Raw genomic sequence first — 18,919 nt, 5'->3', positions numbered from 1 at the left:
TTCAGGATTGTAAGGCTTTACTTTTTATTTATTTGAACAACCTAGTTCTTACGTTTTTTCTTGATTTTAGATTTACTTTTTCCACTTTTCGGGTGAACCAAAGTCATCTCGTCTATTAAGTGTTTGGCGCCGGCATATTTATCAACAATGAATAATACGTAGCGTACATCGACCATAATATTTCGGCAAATTTCAGGATCGTAATTCATATCACTCATAGTTCCTTCCCAAACACGATCAAAATTTAACCCAACCAGATTTCCATGTGCATCAATAGCAGGACTTCCCGAGTTTCCACCTGTTGTGTGGTTAGTTCCTAAAAAGCAAACGGGTACTTTTCCATTACTATCAGCATATTGACCGTAATCTTTAGCTTCATATAAATCGATTAGTTTTTGTGGTACATCAAACTCATAATCGCCAGGAATATACTTTTCAATAACACCATCTAAATAACTCACAGGACTATAATAAACGGCATCTCTTGGCGAATAGCCATTAACCTGACCATACGTAACACGCAACGTTCCGTTAGCATCTGGAAAGTAGCGTTCGTTAGGCAACGCTTTCATAAGCGCTGTCATGTATTCCGTTTGAAGCGCTGTAATTGGATCGTTTTTTTGTTGAAATTCTGGATTCAGGTTATTGAAAAAATCTTCAATAAACGGTTTTGCATAGCTGTAAGCGGCATCGTTATTTAATTTTTTAATCACATCATCTGCAGAACCTTCAAAAAGTGCTAATGCTGAATCTAAATTAGTAAATGCCGTCGTGTCATAAATAGAAGCGTTCACATTATCTGAATATAAAGGCATCACATTCTCAAACACACCTTTGTCTACTTTTACATCGTAATTTTTATGAATTCCTTCTAAAACACCTGTTATATAAGCACGATTTTTATCCATACTTTCTGGATCGCGTTCTAAACCTTTCTCAACTTGGTATGCTCTAAACGTCATGGTCATTAACTCATTAGTCACCAAAAACACTTCAATAAAATTTCTACGTTTAATATTCACATCTGCAAAATCTTTATATAACCTGTCAAAATCTGGTAGAATATGACCGTATTTTTCTTCTAGTCCTTTTTCCTTTAATGCTTTGGTAAAGGTTGCTTCAAAAGCACGACGTTCGGCAATGGCATGACTCTTTTTAATACCTAAATTTTCACCAATCCACTTTTTCCAAGCGTTTGCAATACGTGCTTGTTTAGAGGCATATTTAATACGAACATCATCGTTCACTTTCATTTCAGCATCAATCACTTTTAGGGATGCTTCACGAATAGCAATATTACTCGGATTAAAATCTTGGGTAATATGTTCAATAGCTACAGCTGGTAAATATTCATCAGTCGTTCCAGGGAAACCGAAAACCATAGTAAAATCGCCTTCTTCAACACCATCTAAAGAAATTGGTAAGTGGTGTTTTGGTTTGTAAGGTACGTTGTCTTTACTGTATTCGGCTGGACGATTATCTTTATCAGCATAAATTCTGAATAAGGCAAAATCACCAGTATGTCTTGGGAACACCCAGTTATCAGTATCACTACCAAATTTACCAATACTTGTTGGAGGTGCACCAACTAAACGCACATCATTAAAGCGTTCCGTTACAAATAGAAAATATTGATTTCCTTTGTAAAACGACTTTACTTTGGTGTCTTGCCAAGCTTCTTTAGTAACTTTGGTTTGTAATGTATTGGTGTTTTTATCAATAGTAGATTGTTTTTCTCTTTCAGTCATGGCATCCGTTACACCATCGAGCGCTTGCGTTGTTACGTCTTCGATACGTACTATGAATTCAATATAAAGACCTTCATTTGGTAATTCGTCCTCCAGATTCATAGCCCAGAAACCATCTTTTAAATAATCGTTTTCTAAAGACGAATGTGATTGGATTTCACCAAATCCACAATGGTGATTAGTAAGAATTAATCCTTGGTCGGAAATCACTTCGCTCGTACAACCTCCATTAAAATGGCCAATGGCATCCTTAAGGCTGGAATTGTTAACATCATAAATGTCTTTAGCGGTTAATTTGCTACCTAAAGCAGTCATTTCGTCTTCATTCATACCTTCTAAAAGCGAAGGAATCCACATACCACCTTGCTGTGCTGATGCTTGAAAAACAATAAAGAGAACCAATAATCTAATTAATTTCATAGTATAAAAATTTTGAATTCTGTAAATATAAAAAGTTCTACTCACAAAATTGTATTTGGAAGTTATTACCTTTACAAGTATGAGACATATTTCTAAATTGCCACAAGTAGAAACCAGTATTTTCTCCGTAATGAGTGCTTTAGCGCATAAATATAAAGCTATAAATTTATCACAAGGGTTTCCGAATTTTAAAAGCGATCAGAAATTGATTGATTTGGTCAGTCAAGCTATGAATTCCGATTTTAATCAATATGCGCCAATGGCTGGGAATTTAGAATTGCGAGAGGCTATCGCTAAAAAATTCGAATTACTTTATAATACCAGTTATAATCCTGAAACTGAAATAACGGTTACAGCAGGAGCAACCCAAGCTATTTATACTATTATTTCTGCTTTTATTCATGCAGATGATGAGGTGCTTATTTTTAAACCTGCTTATGATTGTTACGAACCTGCAATTAAAATTAACGGTGGAAAACCTATTGCTATTCAATTGGAAGCACCTGGTTATTCCATAAAGTGGGATGATGTAAAACAACAAATTTCCGATAAAACAAAGATGATCATCATCAACACGCCTCACAATCCGAGTGGAACGGTTTTGTCCAAGGATGATATGTTGAAACTGCAAGCTTTAACTGAAGGCACTAATATTTTGGTGTTGAGTGATGAGGTTTATGAACACATGATTTTTGATGGTTTAAAACATCAAAGTGTTTGTTTGTTTTCTAGTTTAAAACAGCGCAGTTTTGTTGTGGCTTCGTTTGGGAAAACATTCCACAATACAGGTTGGAAAATGGGTTATTGTTGTGCGCCAAAAAAATTGATGGAAGAATTTCAAAAAGTTCATCAGTTTAATGTTTTTTCTGTGAATAGTGCCATGCAAAAAGGAGTGGCAGATTATTTAAAAGAACCAAATCACTATTTACAATTAGCCGATTTCTATCAGGAAAAACGCGACTATTTTTTAAAGCTCATAAAAGATTCTAGATTTACGTTTAAACCATCTCAAGGAACGTATTTTCAGGTGTTGAATTATTCTGAAATTACGCATGAATATGATGTCCATTTCGCTAAACAATTAACTATTAAAAACGGTTTAGCATCCATTCCTTTATCTGTATTTAATTTAGAAAATAGAGACGATAAGGTGTTGCGATTTTGTTTTGCAAAAACCAACGAAACACTTAAAAAAGCAGCTGATATTTTAAACAAATTGTGATATGTTAAATTATTTGTAAATAAGTGACTTGATATGTACAACTGAAGCTTAATAGTATAACCTTTAATGTGAAAAACAGAAGTTATGAACTATTTAAAAACAGTGTGTTTCGCAGTGTTGCTTGGCGTAAGTTTTTGTGGAACAAAACATCAGGTAATTACTGATTCTTGAAAAATAGATGAGGTAAAAGGGATCACGTATTATCATCAAGGAAAAGAGGTGACGGATAAAATAAGGGCTGAAGAAAAAGGCCATATTGTAACTAAATTAAATAAAAAATTAGAGCTTGAAGCTGAAGTGGCTTCACAACAAAGAGCTTTAAAGGAGGCTAAGAGTAGATAAAACAAGTCCAGAAAGAGGCTAGAAAACCTAAAAAACAAACTAAAGCTTTAGATAAAAAGTTAGAGGCAGAAGCGAAATCGCGTAGGAATTATATAAAGTCTAAAAAATAACTTAAATTCCGATCAAAAAAAACACAACAGACTTCGTAAAAAGGAAGATTTATCGCCTAACGATGAAGCAAAATGGACAAAAAGATTAAACAAGTTGTCTGATAAAATGAAAAAAGCTAATAAAGCACTAAATAAATTATAATGCATGCGTAACGAACTGAACCTAGCCATTATCCAAACACATTTAGTTTGGGAAGACCCGAAAGCAAATAGAGAACACTTTAAAACCAAAATCCAAGGCATTAAACAACCCGTGGATTTAATTGTGCTTCCTGAAATGTTTACAACAGGATTCACCATGAACGCGCAAGCTGTTGCAGAAACTATGGATGGCAAAACGGTAACATGGATGCAGAAGCATGCAGCGGAATCTGGAGCTGCCATAACGGGAAGTCTTATTATTGAAGAAAACGACAATTTTTATAATCGTATGGTTTTTGCATTTCCTGATGGGACTCTTAAAACCTATGATAAACGCCATTCCTTTACCTTGGTTGGAGAGGAAAAGGTGTTTACTGCTGGGCAAGAAAAAGTTATTGTCAACTATAAAGATTGGAAAATTTGCTTGCAAATTTGTTATGATTTACGCTTTCCCGTTTGGGCTAGAAATACAACGGATTACGATGCGTTAATTTACGTGGCTAACTGGCCAAAACCTCGCGTTGCAGCTTGGGATGCTTTATTAAAAGCACGTGCTATTGAAAACATGTGTTACTGTATTGGTGTGAATCGGGTTGGTGAAGATGATGCTCAAAATGAATATTCGGGCCATTCGGCAGTGTATGATGTGTTAGGGAATAATATCACACCCATCAGACCAAACAAGGATCATATTGAATTAATTACTTTGGATAAAACGCATATTAATAGGTATAGAACTAAATTGAAATTCTTAAACGATCGGGATCAGTTTAAAATAATGTAAACTCGTAAATATTATCGAAATTAGATCGGACATCTAGCTTGTCTTTATAATAGCTAACACGTTCTGGTTGTATCTTTTTCAGATAATTTCCTGTATCGTATTTTTTGTTTTTATTGGTGTCATAAATGACTCGCATATAAAAAATACCCGTTTTAAGATGTCTAAAATCAATAGGCTCTGGTTTTTCACTGTATTGTTCAGCTATAACGTTACCTTTTTCATCTGTTATTTGCGCAATAATAGGATAGGTAGCATTTTGTAGTATCACGCGAACATTCCCATAATCTGAATACGTTTTCGTTGTTAATTGATAGTTTAAGGTATCGTTTTTATTATCAAAAAAGTCGGTTAATGCTTCTGGCAATAGTTGAATTTTATAGGTTTCACTTTCCTTTTTATCGAAATTTAAGGTGTAGGTATTTGTTAGCGAATCTAATTTTACTTTATAATCTACTGCCACAGAATCTTTATCTAAGACGGTTACTCTATTTTTCTGAAATCGCGTAAACGGAACGGTATTCGATATTTTAAACTCATCATTAAAATTTAAAAGACCATTTGGCTCCACCTGAATACTCATGGTGTCCCGTTTTTGTTCGCTTAATTTCACGATGAAATCTTGATCATAATTTTTATTGGCGACATTAAATTGAAGTGAATCCACTTCCAATCGTGGTTTGTACCAATAGTATAAGGTGTCTGCTTTAGCATCTTTGGTTATGCGATATTCAAAATTATCAGGAACTGTTTCGGTCGTCTGGATTCGCATGTTTTCATAATCGCCTTCAAAAGGGAAAACAATTTTTTCGCCAGAAACTAAACGGGGTCTTGTAATTTTTGGCTCTAAATCCTCTGAAAATAATTTTAAGGTAAAAGATGTAGTCGAATCTACAGGAACGTCTATAAACCCTTCGTGAAAGGCTATTTTATCGGTTTGTGGCTGGAATTTGTAGTCTTGATTTTTATCTTTTAAGGCTACCAGTTTGTATTTGCCAGCTTTTAAGTTTTCCAAAGAAAAAGTTGTCGTACTATCAAGTGTATTGGTAACGTATCTTGGGTTTTTCTTAAAAATGATAGAATCTGTAAAAGTTGAATCTACTTCGTATAACATTACCGAAATAAAATCGTCTGGTTTTCTTAACGTCGCATCAACAGTAATTCCTTTTATAGAAAGCGAATCGATATAACTTCCTGTTGAAAACACATATTTGTAAAATGGATATGGATTTTCTTCGTTGTTATCTACTATACTATTCCCAAAGTTAAACGCGTAAGTTGTATTTGGAGCTAATGTATCTTTAATGGTAATTTTTATATACTTACTGGCACTAGAAAGTGGAATAATGTCTGGAGCAGGATCCATTGGAGGTGAAATAATTAGCTGTTTAGACACATTATTGATTTTAATATACTCGTCGAAATAAATTTTTATTTCATTTCCAGTGAAATTCGTTGTGTAATTTTCAGGTTCTGATTTGGTAATTTTTGGTGGTATGATGTCCTTTATTCCACCACTTGGAGTACCACGATTGGCACAACTAGCAATTACTAAAGCTACTAAAACAACTACTATTATTTGAGAAAACGCTTGACGCATACCGACTTTTCTTTTTTTGCAAATAAACAACATATTTATCATTAACGAAACATCCTTTACGCTATTGCCATGGTAGCAATGCTGATTCGAACTTGCGCATTTTTTAATAAAACGCTTCCACAAGCTTCCATAGTGGCGCCAGTGGTTATAATATCATCCACTAATAGAATGTGCTTATTTTGGATTTTATGTGCATTTATAACTTTAAAAACCTCTACATTATATAACCAACGCGTTAATCTGTTTTTAGTGACTTGAGAGCTGGTGTTGGTTACTTTTACTAGAACATCATCCACGTATTCCGCCTGTAAGCTTTTAGCTAATTCTTGTCCAAATTTAGCAACTTGGTTATAACCACGTTTCCGAAGTTTGTTTTTATGCAATGGAACGGGAATGACCATATCAATATTTTGGTATTCAGGAATGCCTTGAAGTTCGCCACCAAGCCAGCCACCTAAAAATATGCCTATTTCTTCAAAACCTTTATATTTTAAGTTGTGAAGTAAGTTTTGGGTAATTCCTTTCTTTTCAAAACGCAATAGGGCTGTAGCCGCTTCAATAGGGAGACGACCATAGAAAACTTTTAAAACGGTTTCATCCTGATTAAAATGAAAGTTTGTAACCGGAAAATCGTGTCTGCAAGCTGTACAAGCATATTGTTCATTATCGCGCAATAAACCATTGCAACTATAACAAACTTTAGGAAAGAACAAAGCAAGTAGCGATTGAAACAAACTAATTATTTAATTCTAAATATATTACAATGTTTTATCAAGGCATAACAATTTGTTATTTAAACAAGAACTTTAACAAGTTTATTTTCTGTTTATCGATTAAAAAGTTGATTTACAATCTTTAACTTTAGATTTGCTCCCATAATTTAATTAAGATGATAGTTAACCCTCAATTATTTAACTACAAATTAATTATTGGATCATTGGTAATAGCCATTGTTGTATTAGGGTCGTATAGTTTAACGAGTTACAACACATTAAAAAGTCAGGAGAAATTCATGGAACAAGAAGTTAAACTTGTTCAGAGTGAATTATCTAGTATGATGAAACTTCATGACTATGAACGTGTTGATAATAACGAGTTAACAGCACAATTGCAGCTTTCAAAGTCTAAATTGGAAACAGTTTTAGATTCTTTGGATTTGGTAAAAACAGATTATCCTTTAATTACAAAGTATAAAGAAGATATTGCTGCGCTTATTCAAGAGCGTAGAATACTATTCAATAAAATTGCACGCATTTTAGAAAAAAATGACGCTTTAAATGAAGCATCTGAAACCAATAACTTAAAATTGGAATCTAATCAGATAGCTTTAGCAGAACTAACAGAACAAAATTTAGAACTAACTGCTTTCGTTGATAGAATTTCAGCATTAACGCTCGATAATCTTAAAGTTAAAGCGCTAATTACAAATCCATCAGAATATAACGTGGAAACTACCAAAGCACGTCAAACAGACAACATGGAAGTTTGCTTTACGGTATTAAAAAACGAATTTTCATCCAAAGGAAATAAAGAGTTGTATGTTCAAATTATAGGCCCAGATAATACCATTGTCTCTAGTAGAGGTATGGTAGAATTTGGACAAGAATTATTAGCTTACAGTGGAAGAACAGCCATTAATTATATGAATGATGACATTGCTGTTTGTGCCAAAATTAATATCAATCAAGAAAAGTTATTAAAAAAAGGTGAGTATTTTATATCCGTTTTTCATGATAATAAAGTGCTTGGTTCTTCAAAAATTAAACTAAATTAATTAACCCATTATTTTTTTCATAAAACCGCTCATTTAGTTGAAGCGGTTTTCTATTTTTGCACTATGGCAAACAATGACGATCAATTCAAGAAAGTAATCTCTCACGCAAAAGAGTATGGTTACGTATTCCAAAGTAGTGAAATCTACGACGGATTAAGTGCAGTATACGATTACGCACAAAATGGCGCAGAACTTAAAAAGAACATTCGCGAATACTGGTGGAAAGCCATGGTGCAAATGCATGACAATATTGTAGGTATAGACGCCTCCATTTTTATGCATCCAACCACTTGGAAAGCTTCTGGACACGTAGATGCGTTTAATGATCCGTTAATAGATAACAAAGATTCTAAAAAACGCTATCGTGCTGATGTTTTAATTGAAGATTATTGCGCAAAAATAGAAGCTAAAATAGATAAGGAAGTTGCAAAAGCTGAAAAACGCTTTGGTGATGCTTTTAATAAAGAAGAATTTATATCTACCAATCCAAGAGTAGTTGGTTATTTTGAAAAGATTCAAACCATTTTAACCAGAATGGGAAAATCGTTACAAGCTGAAGATTTATTGGATGTAAAAGCTCTAATCGAAGAATTAGAAATTGCTGATCCGCTTACGGGTTCTAGAAACTGGACAGAAGTCAAGCAATTTAATCTGATGTTTGGAACTAAAATAGGTGCTTCCGCAGAACATGCTATGGATTTATACTTACGTCCAGAAACAGCACAAGGAATTTTTGTCAACTTTTTAAATGTTCAAAAATCGGGTCGTATGAAAATTCCGTTTGGAATTGCACAAACCGGAAAGGCTTTTAGAAATGAAATTGTAGCGAGACAATTTATTTTTAGAATGCGTGAGTTTGAACAAATGGAAATGCAATTTTTTATCAAACCAGGAACGCAAATGGAATGGTTTGAATACTGGAAAGAAACACGTATGAAATGGCATTTGTCATTAGGTATGGGAACCGAGAATTATCGTTTCCACGATCATGAAAAATTAGCTCATTATGCAGATGCTGCTACGGATATTGAATTTAAATTCCCATTCGGATTTAAAGAACTGGAAGGTATTCACTCACGTACGGATTTCGATTTAAAACAACACGAAGAATTTTCAGGTAAAAAATTACAGTATTTCGACCATGAAGATAATGCGAGTTATACACCGTATGTTTTAGAAACATCAATTGGTTTAGATCGTATGTTTCTAGCTGTTTTCTCCAATGCTTTGGAAGAAGAAGAGTTAGAAAACAATACCACCAGAACCGTATTAAAATTACCAGCCGTTTTAGCACCAGTAAAAGCGGCTATTTTACCGTTGGTTAAAAAAGATGGTTTACCAGAAATAGCACGTCAGATTTTTGAAGATTTGAAATGGGATTTCAATATGGATTACGATGAAAAAGATGCCGTAGGAAGACGTTACAGACGCCAAGATGCCAACGGAACACCATTTTGTATTACGGTAGACCATGACACGTTGGAAGACCAAACGGTAACCATTCGTCATCGGGATACTATGGAACAAAGCCGTGTTAAGATTTCCGATTTACGCGATATTATTAAAAAAGAAGTGGATGTGAAAGAGTGGTTAATGAAAATGTAACCAACACCTGTAAAAACAGGTGTCTCTAAAGTATTTTAAATAACGAATATTAAAAAATCCCAAGCATTTTGCTTGGGAGTTTTTGTTTTCGCTAGCCCAAAAGCGGTGTTCACGCATTATTGTTTTTAATAGTTTTATAAATTTTAGATATTTGAACAACAAACCGATATTTGCTTTTATGAAGTTTTTTTACATAATTATTTTGACTTTATTTTTTGTTTCTGGCTATTCGCAACAAAATATGGATACCATTTATGGGAATCCTAAATCTGTTAGGGAAAAGGTTGAGTTTTTAAATAGAAAAATGTTAAAAAAATCCATTGAGAATTATGGAAATATTTTCAGAAACACATCTATTTATAGAAGTAAAAGCTTGTCAAATTTTTTAAGAAATATGCATGAGAGTCATATTAATTGCTCTAGAGAATTCAACACAGATGGTTTAAAAATATATGAGGAGTGGTTTGATATATCTGGTGTCACTGAAAGACGCTTTTATTTTAAATACGATAATAATAAAAACCTAATTGAGGAGAAAGAAGTCTATTTTGATGATGAATACAGTGTTAGAAAGTTGCATTATAATAAGAAAGGAAAATTAATTGCATCCAGTTATTACAATAGTTGGGAACCAAATGAATTTGTGCATCGGTATTATATTAGAAATGTTAATGGTATAGTTATTAAGACCATAAGTATAGATGAAGATGGTGAGCCAAATTCTATTGAAAATGTGCTGGGTCAAAATGGAAACGTTGTTAGAATAATTAAAAATTATACTCCTAATTGGATAAGTGAGGATAATACTGAAATTCATACTACTAAATCAATTTCTATACTGAAAGAGTTTGATTATGATAAAAACGGGAATAAAACACATCAGTTAAATTATAATACCTCGGAAGATCGTGTCTATTCAAAATATGCTTTCAAATATGATAATGAAAACAGGTTAGTTGAAGAAATCGTTTATCCATATCCTAATGACTCATCAAAACACAATCGTACGTTATTTGAATACAATAAAAGTGGTTTTATAGTTTATCAAAGACAGCTTCGCTCAATGGATTCTTTGCGCAACAAATCGATTCAAATTTTTTATAATTCAGATAACTTTATCGTAAAATCAATTGTAGATGAAGTTTATAATATTAACTACAAATACAAATTCGACAAAAAAGGAAACTGGACTGCCATTACCAAAATAGTAAACGATGAACCCCTATATGTTTGGACACGTAAAATAAAATATTATAAAGATTAGTACACATTTAATCCTCCTTATAAGCCAACAATCGCAAGGCATTTATAACAACCACAACCGTAGAGCCTTCATGAAATAATACCGCAAGTCCAATATTGGTTAACCCTAATATGGTTACTGGCACCAGGATGGCAACCACACCCAAACTGATAAAAATATTTTGATTTATAATACGTTTGGACGCGCGACTTAATCCAATAGCAAAGGGTAACATTTCTAATTTGTCGGACATTAAAGCCACATCAGCAGTTTCTAATGCCACATCACTTCCGGCTGCTCCCATAGCAATACTTACTGTACTTAATGCCATAGCTGGAGCGTCGTTTACACCATCGCCAACCATGGCAACTTTCCCATCGCGTTCTATTAATAAACGCATGGCATCTACCTTATCTTCAGGCAATAAATTACCGCGACTTTCAGTCAAGCCAATTTGTTTGGCAATGGCTTTTCCAACACTTTCATGATCGCCTGTAAGCATAATCATATTTTTAATGCCAATTTTTTTAAGTCGTAGTAACGTGTTTGCAGCGGTTTTTCTTGGAACATCCATAACACTTACTAAACCAATGATCTGATTTTGATAACCAACAAGCATCACGGTTTCCCCAGCTTCCAACTGTTGATTAAATTGCGTTTCAACCGCTTCAGGAATGGTGAATTTCTGATCGGTCATTAATCGTGTATTACCAATGTAAACAGGTTCGTTTTTATAAAGGGCTTCAATACCTTTCCCTTGAATAGCACTAATGTTAGAAGCTAAATTAGCAGCTTCCAATTGCTCTTGTTCTTTTATAGCTTTTGCAATGGCTTTTGCTAATGGGTGATTACTCAAGCGTTCCACTTCATAAAGTAATTGCAGCAATTCTTTTTTGTCAAAATCATTAAAAGCAACCACGTGTTTTAAACTCGGCTTACCTTCGGTTAATGTCCCCGTTTTATCAAAAGCAATGGTTGTAACACTTCCTAAGTCCTCCAATGCTCTACCGCCTTTAATTAGAACACCTCGTTGAGCAGCTCGTGCAATACCACTTAAAACAGCACTTGGTGTTGAAATGGCCAAAGCACAAGGACTGGCAGCTACCAATACCGTAATGGCACGGTATAAACTGGTTTCAAAAGGTTCATCAATTACTAGAAATGCAAAACATAAAACAGTCACTAAAAGAATGACGATTGGCACATATATTTTTTCGAATTTTTTTGTGCGTCTTTGGGTTGGTGATTTCTGCGTTTCTACATCATTTACCAAACTAATGAGTCGAGAAACAGTAGAATCCTTTGTTAGTTTTAGCACCCGAACTTCTAATGCGCTATCGCCATTTATGGTTCCAGAAAAAACGATGTGACTTTTATCAATATCAGAAAATTTGGGTATTTCTTGGTCTTTAGGAAACTGGCTTTTATCAACTGGCATGCTTTCGCCAGTAATTGGTGCTTGATTTATGCTGCTGATGCCTTTAATGATAACACCATCTGCTGCAATTTTAGTATGCGGTTGCACCACAATAATATTACCTATTTCTAAATCTTCAATGGGAATTTCTTTTAATGAATTCCCATTCTTCAACAAAGCGGTTTTCGCTGATAAGTTACCTAAAGCCTTTATAGATTTTTCGGCTTTGTTCATGGCGTAATGCTCGAGAGCATGTCCTAAACTAAATAGGAATAATAAAAGCGAACCTTCTGCCCAACTCCCAATATAAGCAGCACCAATTGCTGCCACAATCATTAGGGAATCAATTTCAAAAAGACCTTTACCAATTTTTCGGATAGCTTCTTGAGTAATGAAGTAGCCACCAAAACCATAAGAAATTATATAACAAATAAGATGTATATACGGTTCTAAATTGGTCCACGTATCCAAGCTAAATCCAATTGCCAGAAATAATCCTGACAAAAATGAAAAGTATAATTCGGTGTTTTTACCAAAAATAGCTTGCGCCTGATTGTGATTATCTGCCATAGTGTTTTAATTAATGACCGTGTCCACCTTCGCTTTCATTGAGAAGCATGGAGGTTCCGTGCGTTATTATTTGTTTTTCTAACAGGGTTTCAGGATTTAAAATCTCCATATAATCTTCGGTTTGCTTGCCTATTTTTACTTTTGTTTTTTCAAAAACATAACCGCTAGCTGTTTTTTCTTCTAAAACCAGCACATAATAATTGTTATCCAATTGAATAACCGCTTCTTGAGGCAAGGCCAAAGCGTTTACTTCATTAATATGAATTTGCGCTTCCACAAACATACCAATTATAAAGTTTTCTTCCACATCATCAATATGTCCGTGAACTTGAACACGTCTGGTTGCATTATCTATAGTAGTGCCAACCAAGTGGACATCCGCATTGTAGGTTTTTTCAGAAGCTTCTGGGATGGTAAAAGTAATTTTCTGACCTTTCTTTATTTTCATAATATCCTTTTCAAAAACCGAAAGTTCTAAATGAATGTGGTCTATATCTACAATTTCCATAATTTCATCGCTTGCCGAAACAAAGGCACCATTGCTGACGTTTACTTTGGTAACATGGCCATTAATTGGTGCGTAAATATTGATAGTGGACGACATATTGCCAGCTAAAACGGATTTCGGATTGATGTTCAACATCTGCAACTTTTTTTCTAGTCCATTGTAAAAAGCTAAATTGCTTTTATACATACTTTCAGCTTTTAAATAGTTTTTTTCCGAAGTAATATTTTCATCAAATAGTGTTTTCTGACGCGTATATTCATTTTTTAAATAGTTTAACTGTTCAGCGATTTCTAAAAACTGCTGTTGTAATTCAATGTATTCCGTGTTTTCAAGTGTCACTAAAAGTTGTCCTTTTTTAACCTGATCACCAACCAATAAAGGTGTTTTAGTAATATAGCCAGCCATATAGGTGGTGACTCGTGATTTATTATGAGGTGGTACATCAATAGCTCCATTTATAGTAACGGTTTCATCAAATGTGCGTTGAGATAACGCACCCAATACCATGGCTTCGCTCTTGAATTGTTCTTCTGAAAGCTTAATTTCGTCCTCATGAGAAACGGATTCTATAATGTCTGTGGGCTCATTCTCGCTATTGCCGCAAGCTATAAATAGTGCGGAAAAAAGTAGTATATATATGTATTTCATGTTCATTAATATTATAAAGTTAAATGATTTAACGTGATTATAGTTTGATTGTAACTGTTTAAATTGTTTAAGTATTCCAGCTCCATATCTTTAGCGGTTTCAATACTTTGGATGTACTGAAAGAAATCGATTTCACCTTCTTTAAATGTTCTGTTGGCCGTTTTTATAATTTCTTCCTGCAGATTGTTGCCTTGGGTTTCATAATATGTAATAGCAGCTTGATGCTGTTCCAATTGCGCTAAAAGTCGTTGGTACTCACCTTGAAGTTTAATTTTATAATCGACTTCCTTCATATTTACCACATCTTCAGCAATTTTAGATGCCTTGATGCGAGCGGCATTTCCAGAGAAAAATAATGGAATTTTTAATCCTATTTGATACCCTTGAATGTTGGAATTTAAACCACTATTGGAGCCGACGAAATATTCAGCCGAAATATCGGGCAGCAAAGCCTGTTTTTCTTTACTTTTTAAAGCCTGAAAGTAATTTTTAGATTCTTCAAAGTAGAGCAATCCAGGATTATCTTCAGAAACTGACAATGTGGTTAATGTCAATTTTTCTAATGGTTCACTAACGATATGTAAAGTATCCATCTGAACCACTTTTTTTAGTTGTTCCATTTGTACTAAAACTTCTTGCTGAGCTTGAAGATGTCGTGTTTCCATTTGTTTTTCTTTGGATTCAGCAGTTAGCATTTCCAAATAATTAGTTTCACCTAATTCAAAACGCCTTTTCGCATTTTGAGCAAATTTGGTGTACAAGCTATCTAAATATTCATAGGTTTTCGCTTTATTTTTAGCGTAACTTAATGCGTAGAAACTAGCATACACATCACGTTTAAGTTGCAAACGTTGGATGTTATTTTCAGAAATTTTTAAGCTATAAGCAGCTTGATTAAAGCGTTTTTCGGCAAAATACCGAGTAGGAAACAAAAAGTCTTGCGATACTCCAAACACATTCAACGGCTCATTATTTGCGCCTAAATTACTTTGGTCATAGCTATAATAAATAGCCGTTTTATCAAAGTCGAAGGCACTTGAAATACGCGCATCTACTTCTTCTGCTTGCAGGCCTGATGCTTTAATTTGTGCATTGGTTTTCAGAGCTAATTCATAAGTTTCTTGAATGTTCAACGGTTTTTGTTGTGAGAAACCGGACCAAGAAATCAACAGAATGATTAGCGTTGTTATATGATTTTTCTTCATTTTTAATGTTTTATTTTCTTCAATCCAAGCGTATAACACCGGGAGAACTACTAGTGTTAGAATGGTTGCTGTTACTAAACCGCCAATAACAACTGTGGCCAAGGGACGTTGTACTTCGGCTCCTGCATTGGTAGAAATAGCCATCGGTAAAAAACCCAGGGCTGCTGCTGACGCGGTAAGCAAAACGGGACGTAAACGTTCCGTTGTTCCACGTTTTATACGTGTTTCAATATCTGTAACACCTTGAGATTTTAATTCTTTAAAATGTTCAATAAGTACAATACCATTTAATACAGCAATACCAAATAATGCTATAAAACCAACACCAGCGGAAATACTAAACGGTAAATCGCGCAACCATAATAGCAGAACACCACCAACGGCTGCCAACGGAATTGCGGAATAGACCATCAAGGCATCTTTTACAGAATTAAAAGCGAAATAGAGCAGTATAAATATAAGGACAAGCGCTACAGGAACGGCAACCAATAATCGGTCTTTAGCACTTTGTAGGTTTTCAAACTGGCCACCATACGTTATACTATATCCTACTGGTAACTGAATGTCTGAAGCAATACGCGCTTGAATATCATTTACAACGGATTGTAAATCTCTATTTCTTACATTTACACCAATTACAATGCGTCGTTTGGTATCATCTCTGGAAATTTGTGCAGGTCCAGTTGTATAGGAAATATCGGCTAATTCGCTTAAAGGAATTTTTCCGCCAGAAGGTATATCCACATACAAATTCTGTAAATCGCTTAAGTTCTGTCGGCTTTTTTCATCGAGACGAATGGCCAAATCAAAACGTTTTTCACCTTCAAAAACTTGTCCTACTACATCACCAGCAAATCCCATGGAAACAATTTGATTTAAATCGGCAATATTGAGGCCATAACGCGCTATTTTAAAACGGTTATAATTCACGCTCATTTGTGGCAAACCTTCAACTTTTTCTACAATAATATCCGAAGCACCTTCCACATCGCTAATGGCTGTTTTTATGGCTTCGGCTTTGGATGCCAATATGGATAAATCGTCTCCAAAAATTTTAATAGCCACATCAGCACGCACACCAGTGATTAACTCATTAAAACGCATTTCTATAGGTTGTGTAAATTCAATTTCCATATTGGGAATAATGGCTAATGCTTCTTTAAATTTTTGCGCTAGTCCATCCTTACTAGAAGCAGAAACCCAAGTCTTTTTCGGATTTAGTTTAATAATAACATCACTTTGCTCCATGGACATAGGATCCGTTGGAACTTCGGCAGCACCAATGCGACTTACAACTTGATCTACTTCAGGAAAATTTTCGAGTAGGACGCTTTCAATTTTAGTGGTTATCTCTATGGTTTTACCCAAAGATGTTCCCGTTTTTAAAACCGGTTGAATAACAAAATCACCTTCGTCTAAAGTGGGAACAAATTCGCCTCCCATTTTATTGAAAACACCAACACTTACTATTAAAAGTGCAACAGCAAAACCAAGAACTAAACGCTTGTTGTGTAAAGCCCAGTTTATAACTGGCTCATACCAACGCGTCAGGCTGTTCATAAGTCTAACTGAAATGTTTTTTGGTGATGGATTGGTTGGTTTTAAAAAGAGCGAGGAAACGACGGGTACATAGGTTAAACATAAAATCATAGCGCCTATTAAAGCGAAACTGAACGTCATGGCCATCGGCTTAAACATTTTGCCTTCAATACCACTTAATGATAGAATTGGAATAAAAACGATAAGAATAATGAGCTGTCCAAAAATAGCCGAATTCATCATTTTTGACGCACTTTTTAAAGTAATACTATCAATCGCTTCTCTGGTTACAGTTTTCAACTTGGCACTTTGAGCTGTTATTTGAAAGGCAATAAACTCCACGATAATGACGGCTCCATCAATGATGATACCGAAATCAATAGCGCCTAAACTCATTAAATTGGCATCCACGCCAAAAATATTCATGAGTGAAATGGCAAAGAGTAAACTCAGCGGAATAACCGAAGCCACTACTAATCCTGAGCGCCAATTTCCCAGAAGCAAAACCACCACAAAAATGACAATTAGTGAACCCAAAATTAAGTTTTCGGCTACTGTAAATGTCGTTTTATCTATGAGTTCACTACGTTCCAGAAAACCATTAATATAAACACCTTCAGGAAGTGTTTTTTGAATACTGGCTACACGTTCTTTTACGGCATCAATAATTTTTTTAGAATTTCCGCCTTTCAGCATCATTATTTGGCCAAGTACTTTTTCACCTTCCCCATTTCCTGTGATAGCACCAAATCGGGTAGCATGACCAAAACCAACATTGGCTACATCTTTAATGTAAACTGGTGTGCCATCATTTTTTACGACAATGTTTTCAATGTCTTTTAAGGAAGTCACTAAGCCTTCGCCACGAATGAAATAGGCTTTATTAGTTTTTTCAATATAACCACCTCCAGCAACACTATTATTCTTTTCTAGAGCTTCATAAATAGATGAAATAGAAATATTCATGGCGGTTAATTTCTGTGGATTAATAGCAACTTCATATTGCTTTAAAAATCCACCCCAAGTATTGACTTCTACAACGCCCGGAATTCCTGATAATTGACGCTTAACCACCCAATCCTGAATACTTCGTAAATCGGTAATGGTGTATTGGTCTTTAAATTCAGGTCTAACATCTAAAATATATTGATAAATCTCACCTAAACCTGTGGTTATAGGACCCATTTCCGGTGAGCCAAAACCTTCTGGGATTTTTTCTGAAGCTGATTTGATTTTTTCAGCAATCAGTTGACGCGGTAAATAGGTGCCTAAATCGTCATCGAATACAATGGTAACCACTGAAAGTCCGAATTTTGAAACGGAACGAATTTCTTGAACGCCTGGTAAATTGGCCATTTCAAGCTCTACAGGATAGGTAATAAATTGTTCCACATCTTGGGTTGATAAATTTCTGGATGTGGTAATAACCTGCACTTGGTTATTGGTAATGTCTGGAACCGCTCCAATTGATATTTGGGTTAACGAAACCACACCAAAACCAATGATTGCGGCAGCTCCCAATAGGATTATCAGCTTATTTTTTAAGCTGAATTTTATGATATTTTCTAACATAATTCATTTAAATAAAGTTGCTAGCTATCCAAAAACTGGAACGCTAGTGATTAAAAAAAGATAAAACGGAATTATGCTAATTTGGGTGGTTGAAAAACGGCTTGTTTTTCAAATAAGGAAATTGATTCTTGGTAATGTGAATTAATTGGGATTTCCACAAATGGCTCGTGAGAAATAAGATACTCTTGAGCATTTAAAGTAAAAACTATACCGCTATGTACACAAGCTTGATGATGTTCCTTGAATGGTAAATCCTCATGTTCTTTATGTGAACTTGCTGGATGAAATGTGGCATCACCATAATGTTCTGCTAGAAATTCAAAAAATGAATCACCATACTGCTCTTGATGGTATTCCGCATGATTTAGCAAGACGCTAAAACGCGAGAAATCTTCAAAAGAAATATTAAAGCTCTGAAAAAGAACTAAAAATGAAAATGATATGGCAACAAGTTTTTGCATTCTAAACAAAAGT

General features: G+C 34.6%; 12 protein-coding genes. 5 read left to right on the top strand and 7 right to left on the bottom strand.

What is annotated here, in order from left to right:
• Positions 1–41: 41 nt before the first annotated feature.
• Positions 42–2,168 carry a S46 family peptidase gene (locus ES675_RS01615; protein ID WP_066253755.1) on the bottom strand — a complete coding sequence of 709 codons (2,127 nt, stop codon included), beginning with the start codon at positions 2,166–2,168 and terminating at the stop codon, positions 42–44.
• A gap of 79 nt (positions 2,169–2,247) precedes the next feature.
• Between ES675_RS01615 and ES675_RS01610 the strand changes: the two genes are divergently transcribed.
• Together ES675_RS01610 and ES675_RS01605 are read left to right on the top strand one after the other, a co-directional pair.
• Positions 2,248–3,390 (top strand): methionine aminotransferase, encoded by a 1,143-nt coding sequence (locus ES675_RS01610; protein ID WP_066253761.1) that lies wholly within the window; start codon positions 2,248–2,250, stop codon positions 3,388–3,390.
• 597 nt (positions 3,391–3,987) lie between these two features.
• A complete protein-coding gene (locus ES675_RS01605) occupies positions 3,988–4,767 on the top strand; it encodes an amidohydrolase (RefSeq protein WP_066253765.1) in 780 nt (259 codons plus the stop codon).
• On the opposite strand, the gene ES675_RS01600 is transcribed toward ES675_RS01605, so the two are convergent.
• Together ES675_RS01600 and ES675_RS01595 are read right to left on the bottom strand one after the other, a co-directional pair.
• Positions 4,754–6,364, bottom strand: coding sequence for an Ig-like domain-containing protein (locus ES675_RS01600; protein ID WP_066253768.1), 1,611 nt, complete (start codon positions 6,362–6,364; stop codon positions 4,754–4,756). The two genes, ES675_RS01605 and ES675_RS01600, sit on opposite strands and share 14 nt — an antisense overlap.
• Positions 6,365–6,420: 56 nt before the next feature.
• Positions 6,421–7,098, bottom strand: coding sequence for a ComF family protein (locus ES675_RS01595; protein ID WP_066253772.1), 678 nt, complete (start codon positions 7,096–7,098; stop codon positions 6,421–6,423).
• Between the two features lie 155 nt (positions 7,099–7,253).
• Between ES675_RS01595 and ES675_RS01590 the strand changes: the two genes are divergently transcribed.
• The 3 genes from ES675_RS01590 to ES675_RS01580 all read left to right on the top strand — a co-directional run bounded on the left by ES675_RS01590 (position 7,254) and on the right by ES675_RS01580 (position 11,007).
• Entirely contained in the window at positions 7,254–8,138 is an 885-nt protein-coding gene (locus ES675_RS01590) for a hypothetical protein (protein WP_066253778.1), read from the top strand.
• A gap of 63 nt (positions 8,139–8,201) precedes the next feature.
• Positions 8,202–9,743 carry a glycine--tRNA ligase gene (locus tag ES675_RS01585; protein ID WP_066253782.1) on the top strand — a complete coding sequence of 514 codons (1,542 nt, stop codon included), beginning with the start codon at positions 8,202–8,204 and terminating at the stop codon, positions 9,741–9,743.
• 202 nt (positions 9,744–9,945) lie between these two features.
• Entirely contained in the window at positions 9,946–11,007 is a 1,062-nt protein-coding gene (locus ES675_RS01580; RefSeq protein ID WP_066253787.1) for a hypothetical protein, read from the top strand.
• A 7-nt stretch (positions 11,008–11,014) separates the two neighbouring features.
• Here the strand turns inward: ES675_RS01580 and ES675_RS01575 are convergent, their stop codons facing one another.
• The 4 genes from ES675_RS01575 to ES675_RS01560 all read right to left on the bottom strand — a co-directional run bounded on the left by ES675_RS01575 (position 11,015) and on the right by ES675_RS01560 (position 18,906).
• Complete coding sequence (locus ES675_RS01575) at positions 11,015–12,973, bottom strand: heavy metal translocating P-type ATPase (protein ID WP_066253789.1); 1,959 nt, start codon at positions 12,971–12,973, stop codon at positions 11,015–11,017.
• A 10-nt stretch (positions 12,974–12,983) separates the two neighbouring features.
• Positions 12,984–14,129, bottom strand: coding sequence for an efflux RND transporter periplasmic adaptor subunit (locus tag ES675_RS01570; RefSeq protein WP_066253851.1), 1,146 nt, complete (start codon positions 14,127–14,129; stop codon positions 12,984–12,986).
• An 11-nt stretch (positions 14,130–14,140) separates the two neighbouring features.
• Positions 14,141–18,445 carry a CusA/CzcA family heavy metal efflux RND transporter gene (locus ES675_RS01565; RefSeq protein ID WP_066253792.1) on the bottom strand — a complete coding sequence of 1,435 codons (4,305 nt, stop codon included), beginning with the start codon at positions 18,443–18,445 and terminating at the stop codon, positions 14,141–14,143.
• Between the two features lie 71 nt (positions 18,446–18,516).
• Positions 18,517–18,906, bottom strand: a complete 390-nt coding sequence (locus ES675_RS01560; RefSeq protein ID WP_066253798.1) for a hypothetical protein — start codon at positions 18,904–18,906, stop codon at positions 18,517–18,519.
• Between the last annotated feature and the right edge of the window lie 13 nt (positions 18,907–18,919).

Origin of the sequence: Algorimicrobium algoritergicola (assembly GCF_008086165.1) — a bacterium.
Classification (GTDB): Bacteria; Bacteroidota; Bacteroidia; order Flavobacteriales; family Flavobacteriaceae; genus Algorimicrobium; species Algorimicrobium algoritergicola.
This window is presented reverse-complemented; position numbering and strand designations above follow the sequence as displayed.

Bases quoted from the DNA above. Each gene is read 5' to 3' on its own strand.
- ES675_RS01615 (WP_066253755.1), bottom strand. From the start codon at position 2,168: ATGAAATTAATTAGATTATTGGTTCTCTTTATTGTTTTTCAAGCATCA.
- ES675_RS01610 (WP_066253761.1), top strand. From the start codon at position 2,248: ATGAGACATATTTCTAAATTGCCACAAGTAGAAACCAGTATTTTCTCC.
- ES675_RS01605 (WP_066253765.1), top strand. From the start codon at position 3,988: ATGCGTAACGAACTGAACCTAGCCATTATCCAAACACATTTAGTTTGG.
- ES675_RS01600 (WP_066253768.1), bottom strand. From the start codon at position 6,364: ATGCGTCAAGCGTTTTCTCAAATAATAGTAGTTGTTTTAGTAGCTTTA.
- ES675_RS01590 (WP_066253778.1), top strand. From the start codon at position 7,254: ATGATAGTTAACCCTCAATTATTTAACTACAAATTAATTATTGGATCA.
- ES675_RS01585 (WP_066253782.1), top strand. From the start codon at position 8,202: ATGGCAAACAATGACGATCAATTCAAGAAAGTAATCTCTCACGCAAAA.
- ES675_RS01575 (WP_066253789.1), bottom strand. From the start codon at position 12,973: ATGGCAGATAATCACAATCAGGCGCAAGCTATTTTTGGTAAAAACACC.
- ES675_RS01570 (WP_066253851.1), bottom strand. From the start codon at position 14,129: ATGAAATACATATATATACTACTTTTTTCCGCACTATTTATAGCTTGC.
- ES675_RS01565 (WP_066253792.1), bottom strand. From the start codon at position 18,445: ATGTTAGAAAATATCATAAAATTCAGCTTAAAAAATAAGCTGATAATC.
- ES675_RS01560 (WP_066253798.1), bottom strand. From the start codon at position 18,906: ATGCAAAAACTTGTTGCCATATCATTTTCATTTTTAGTTCTTTTTCAG.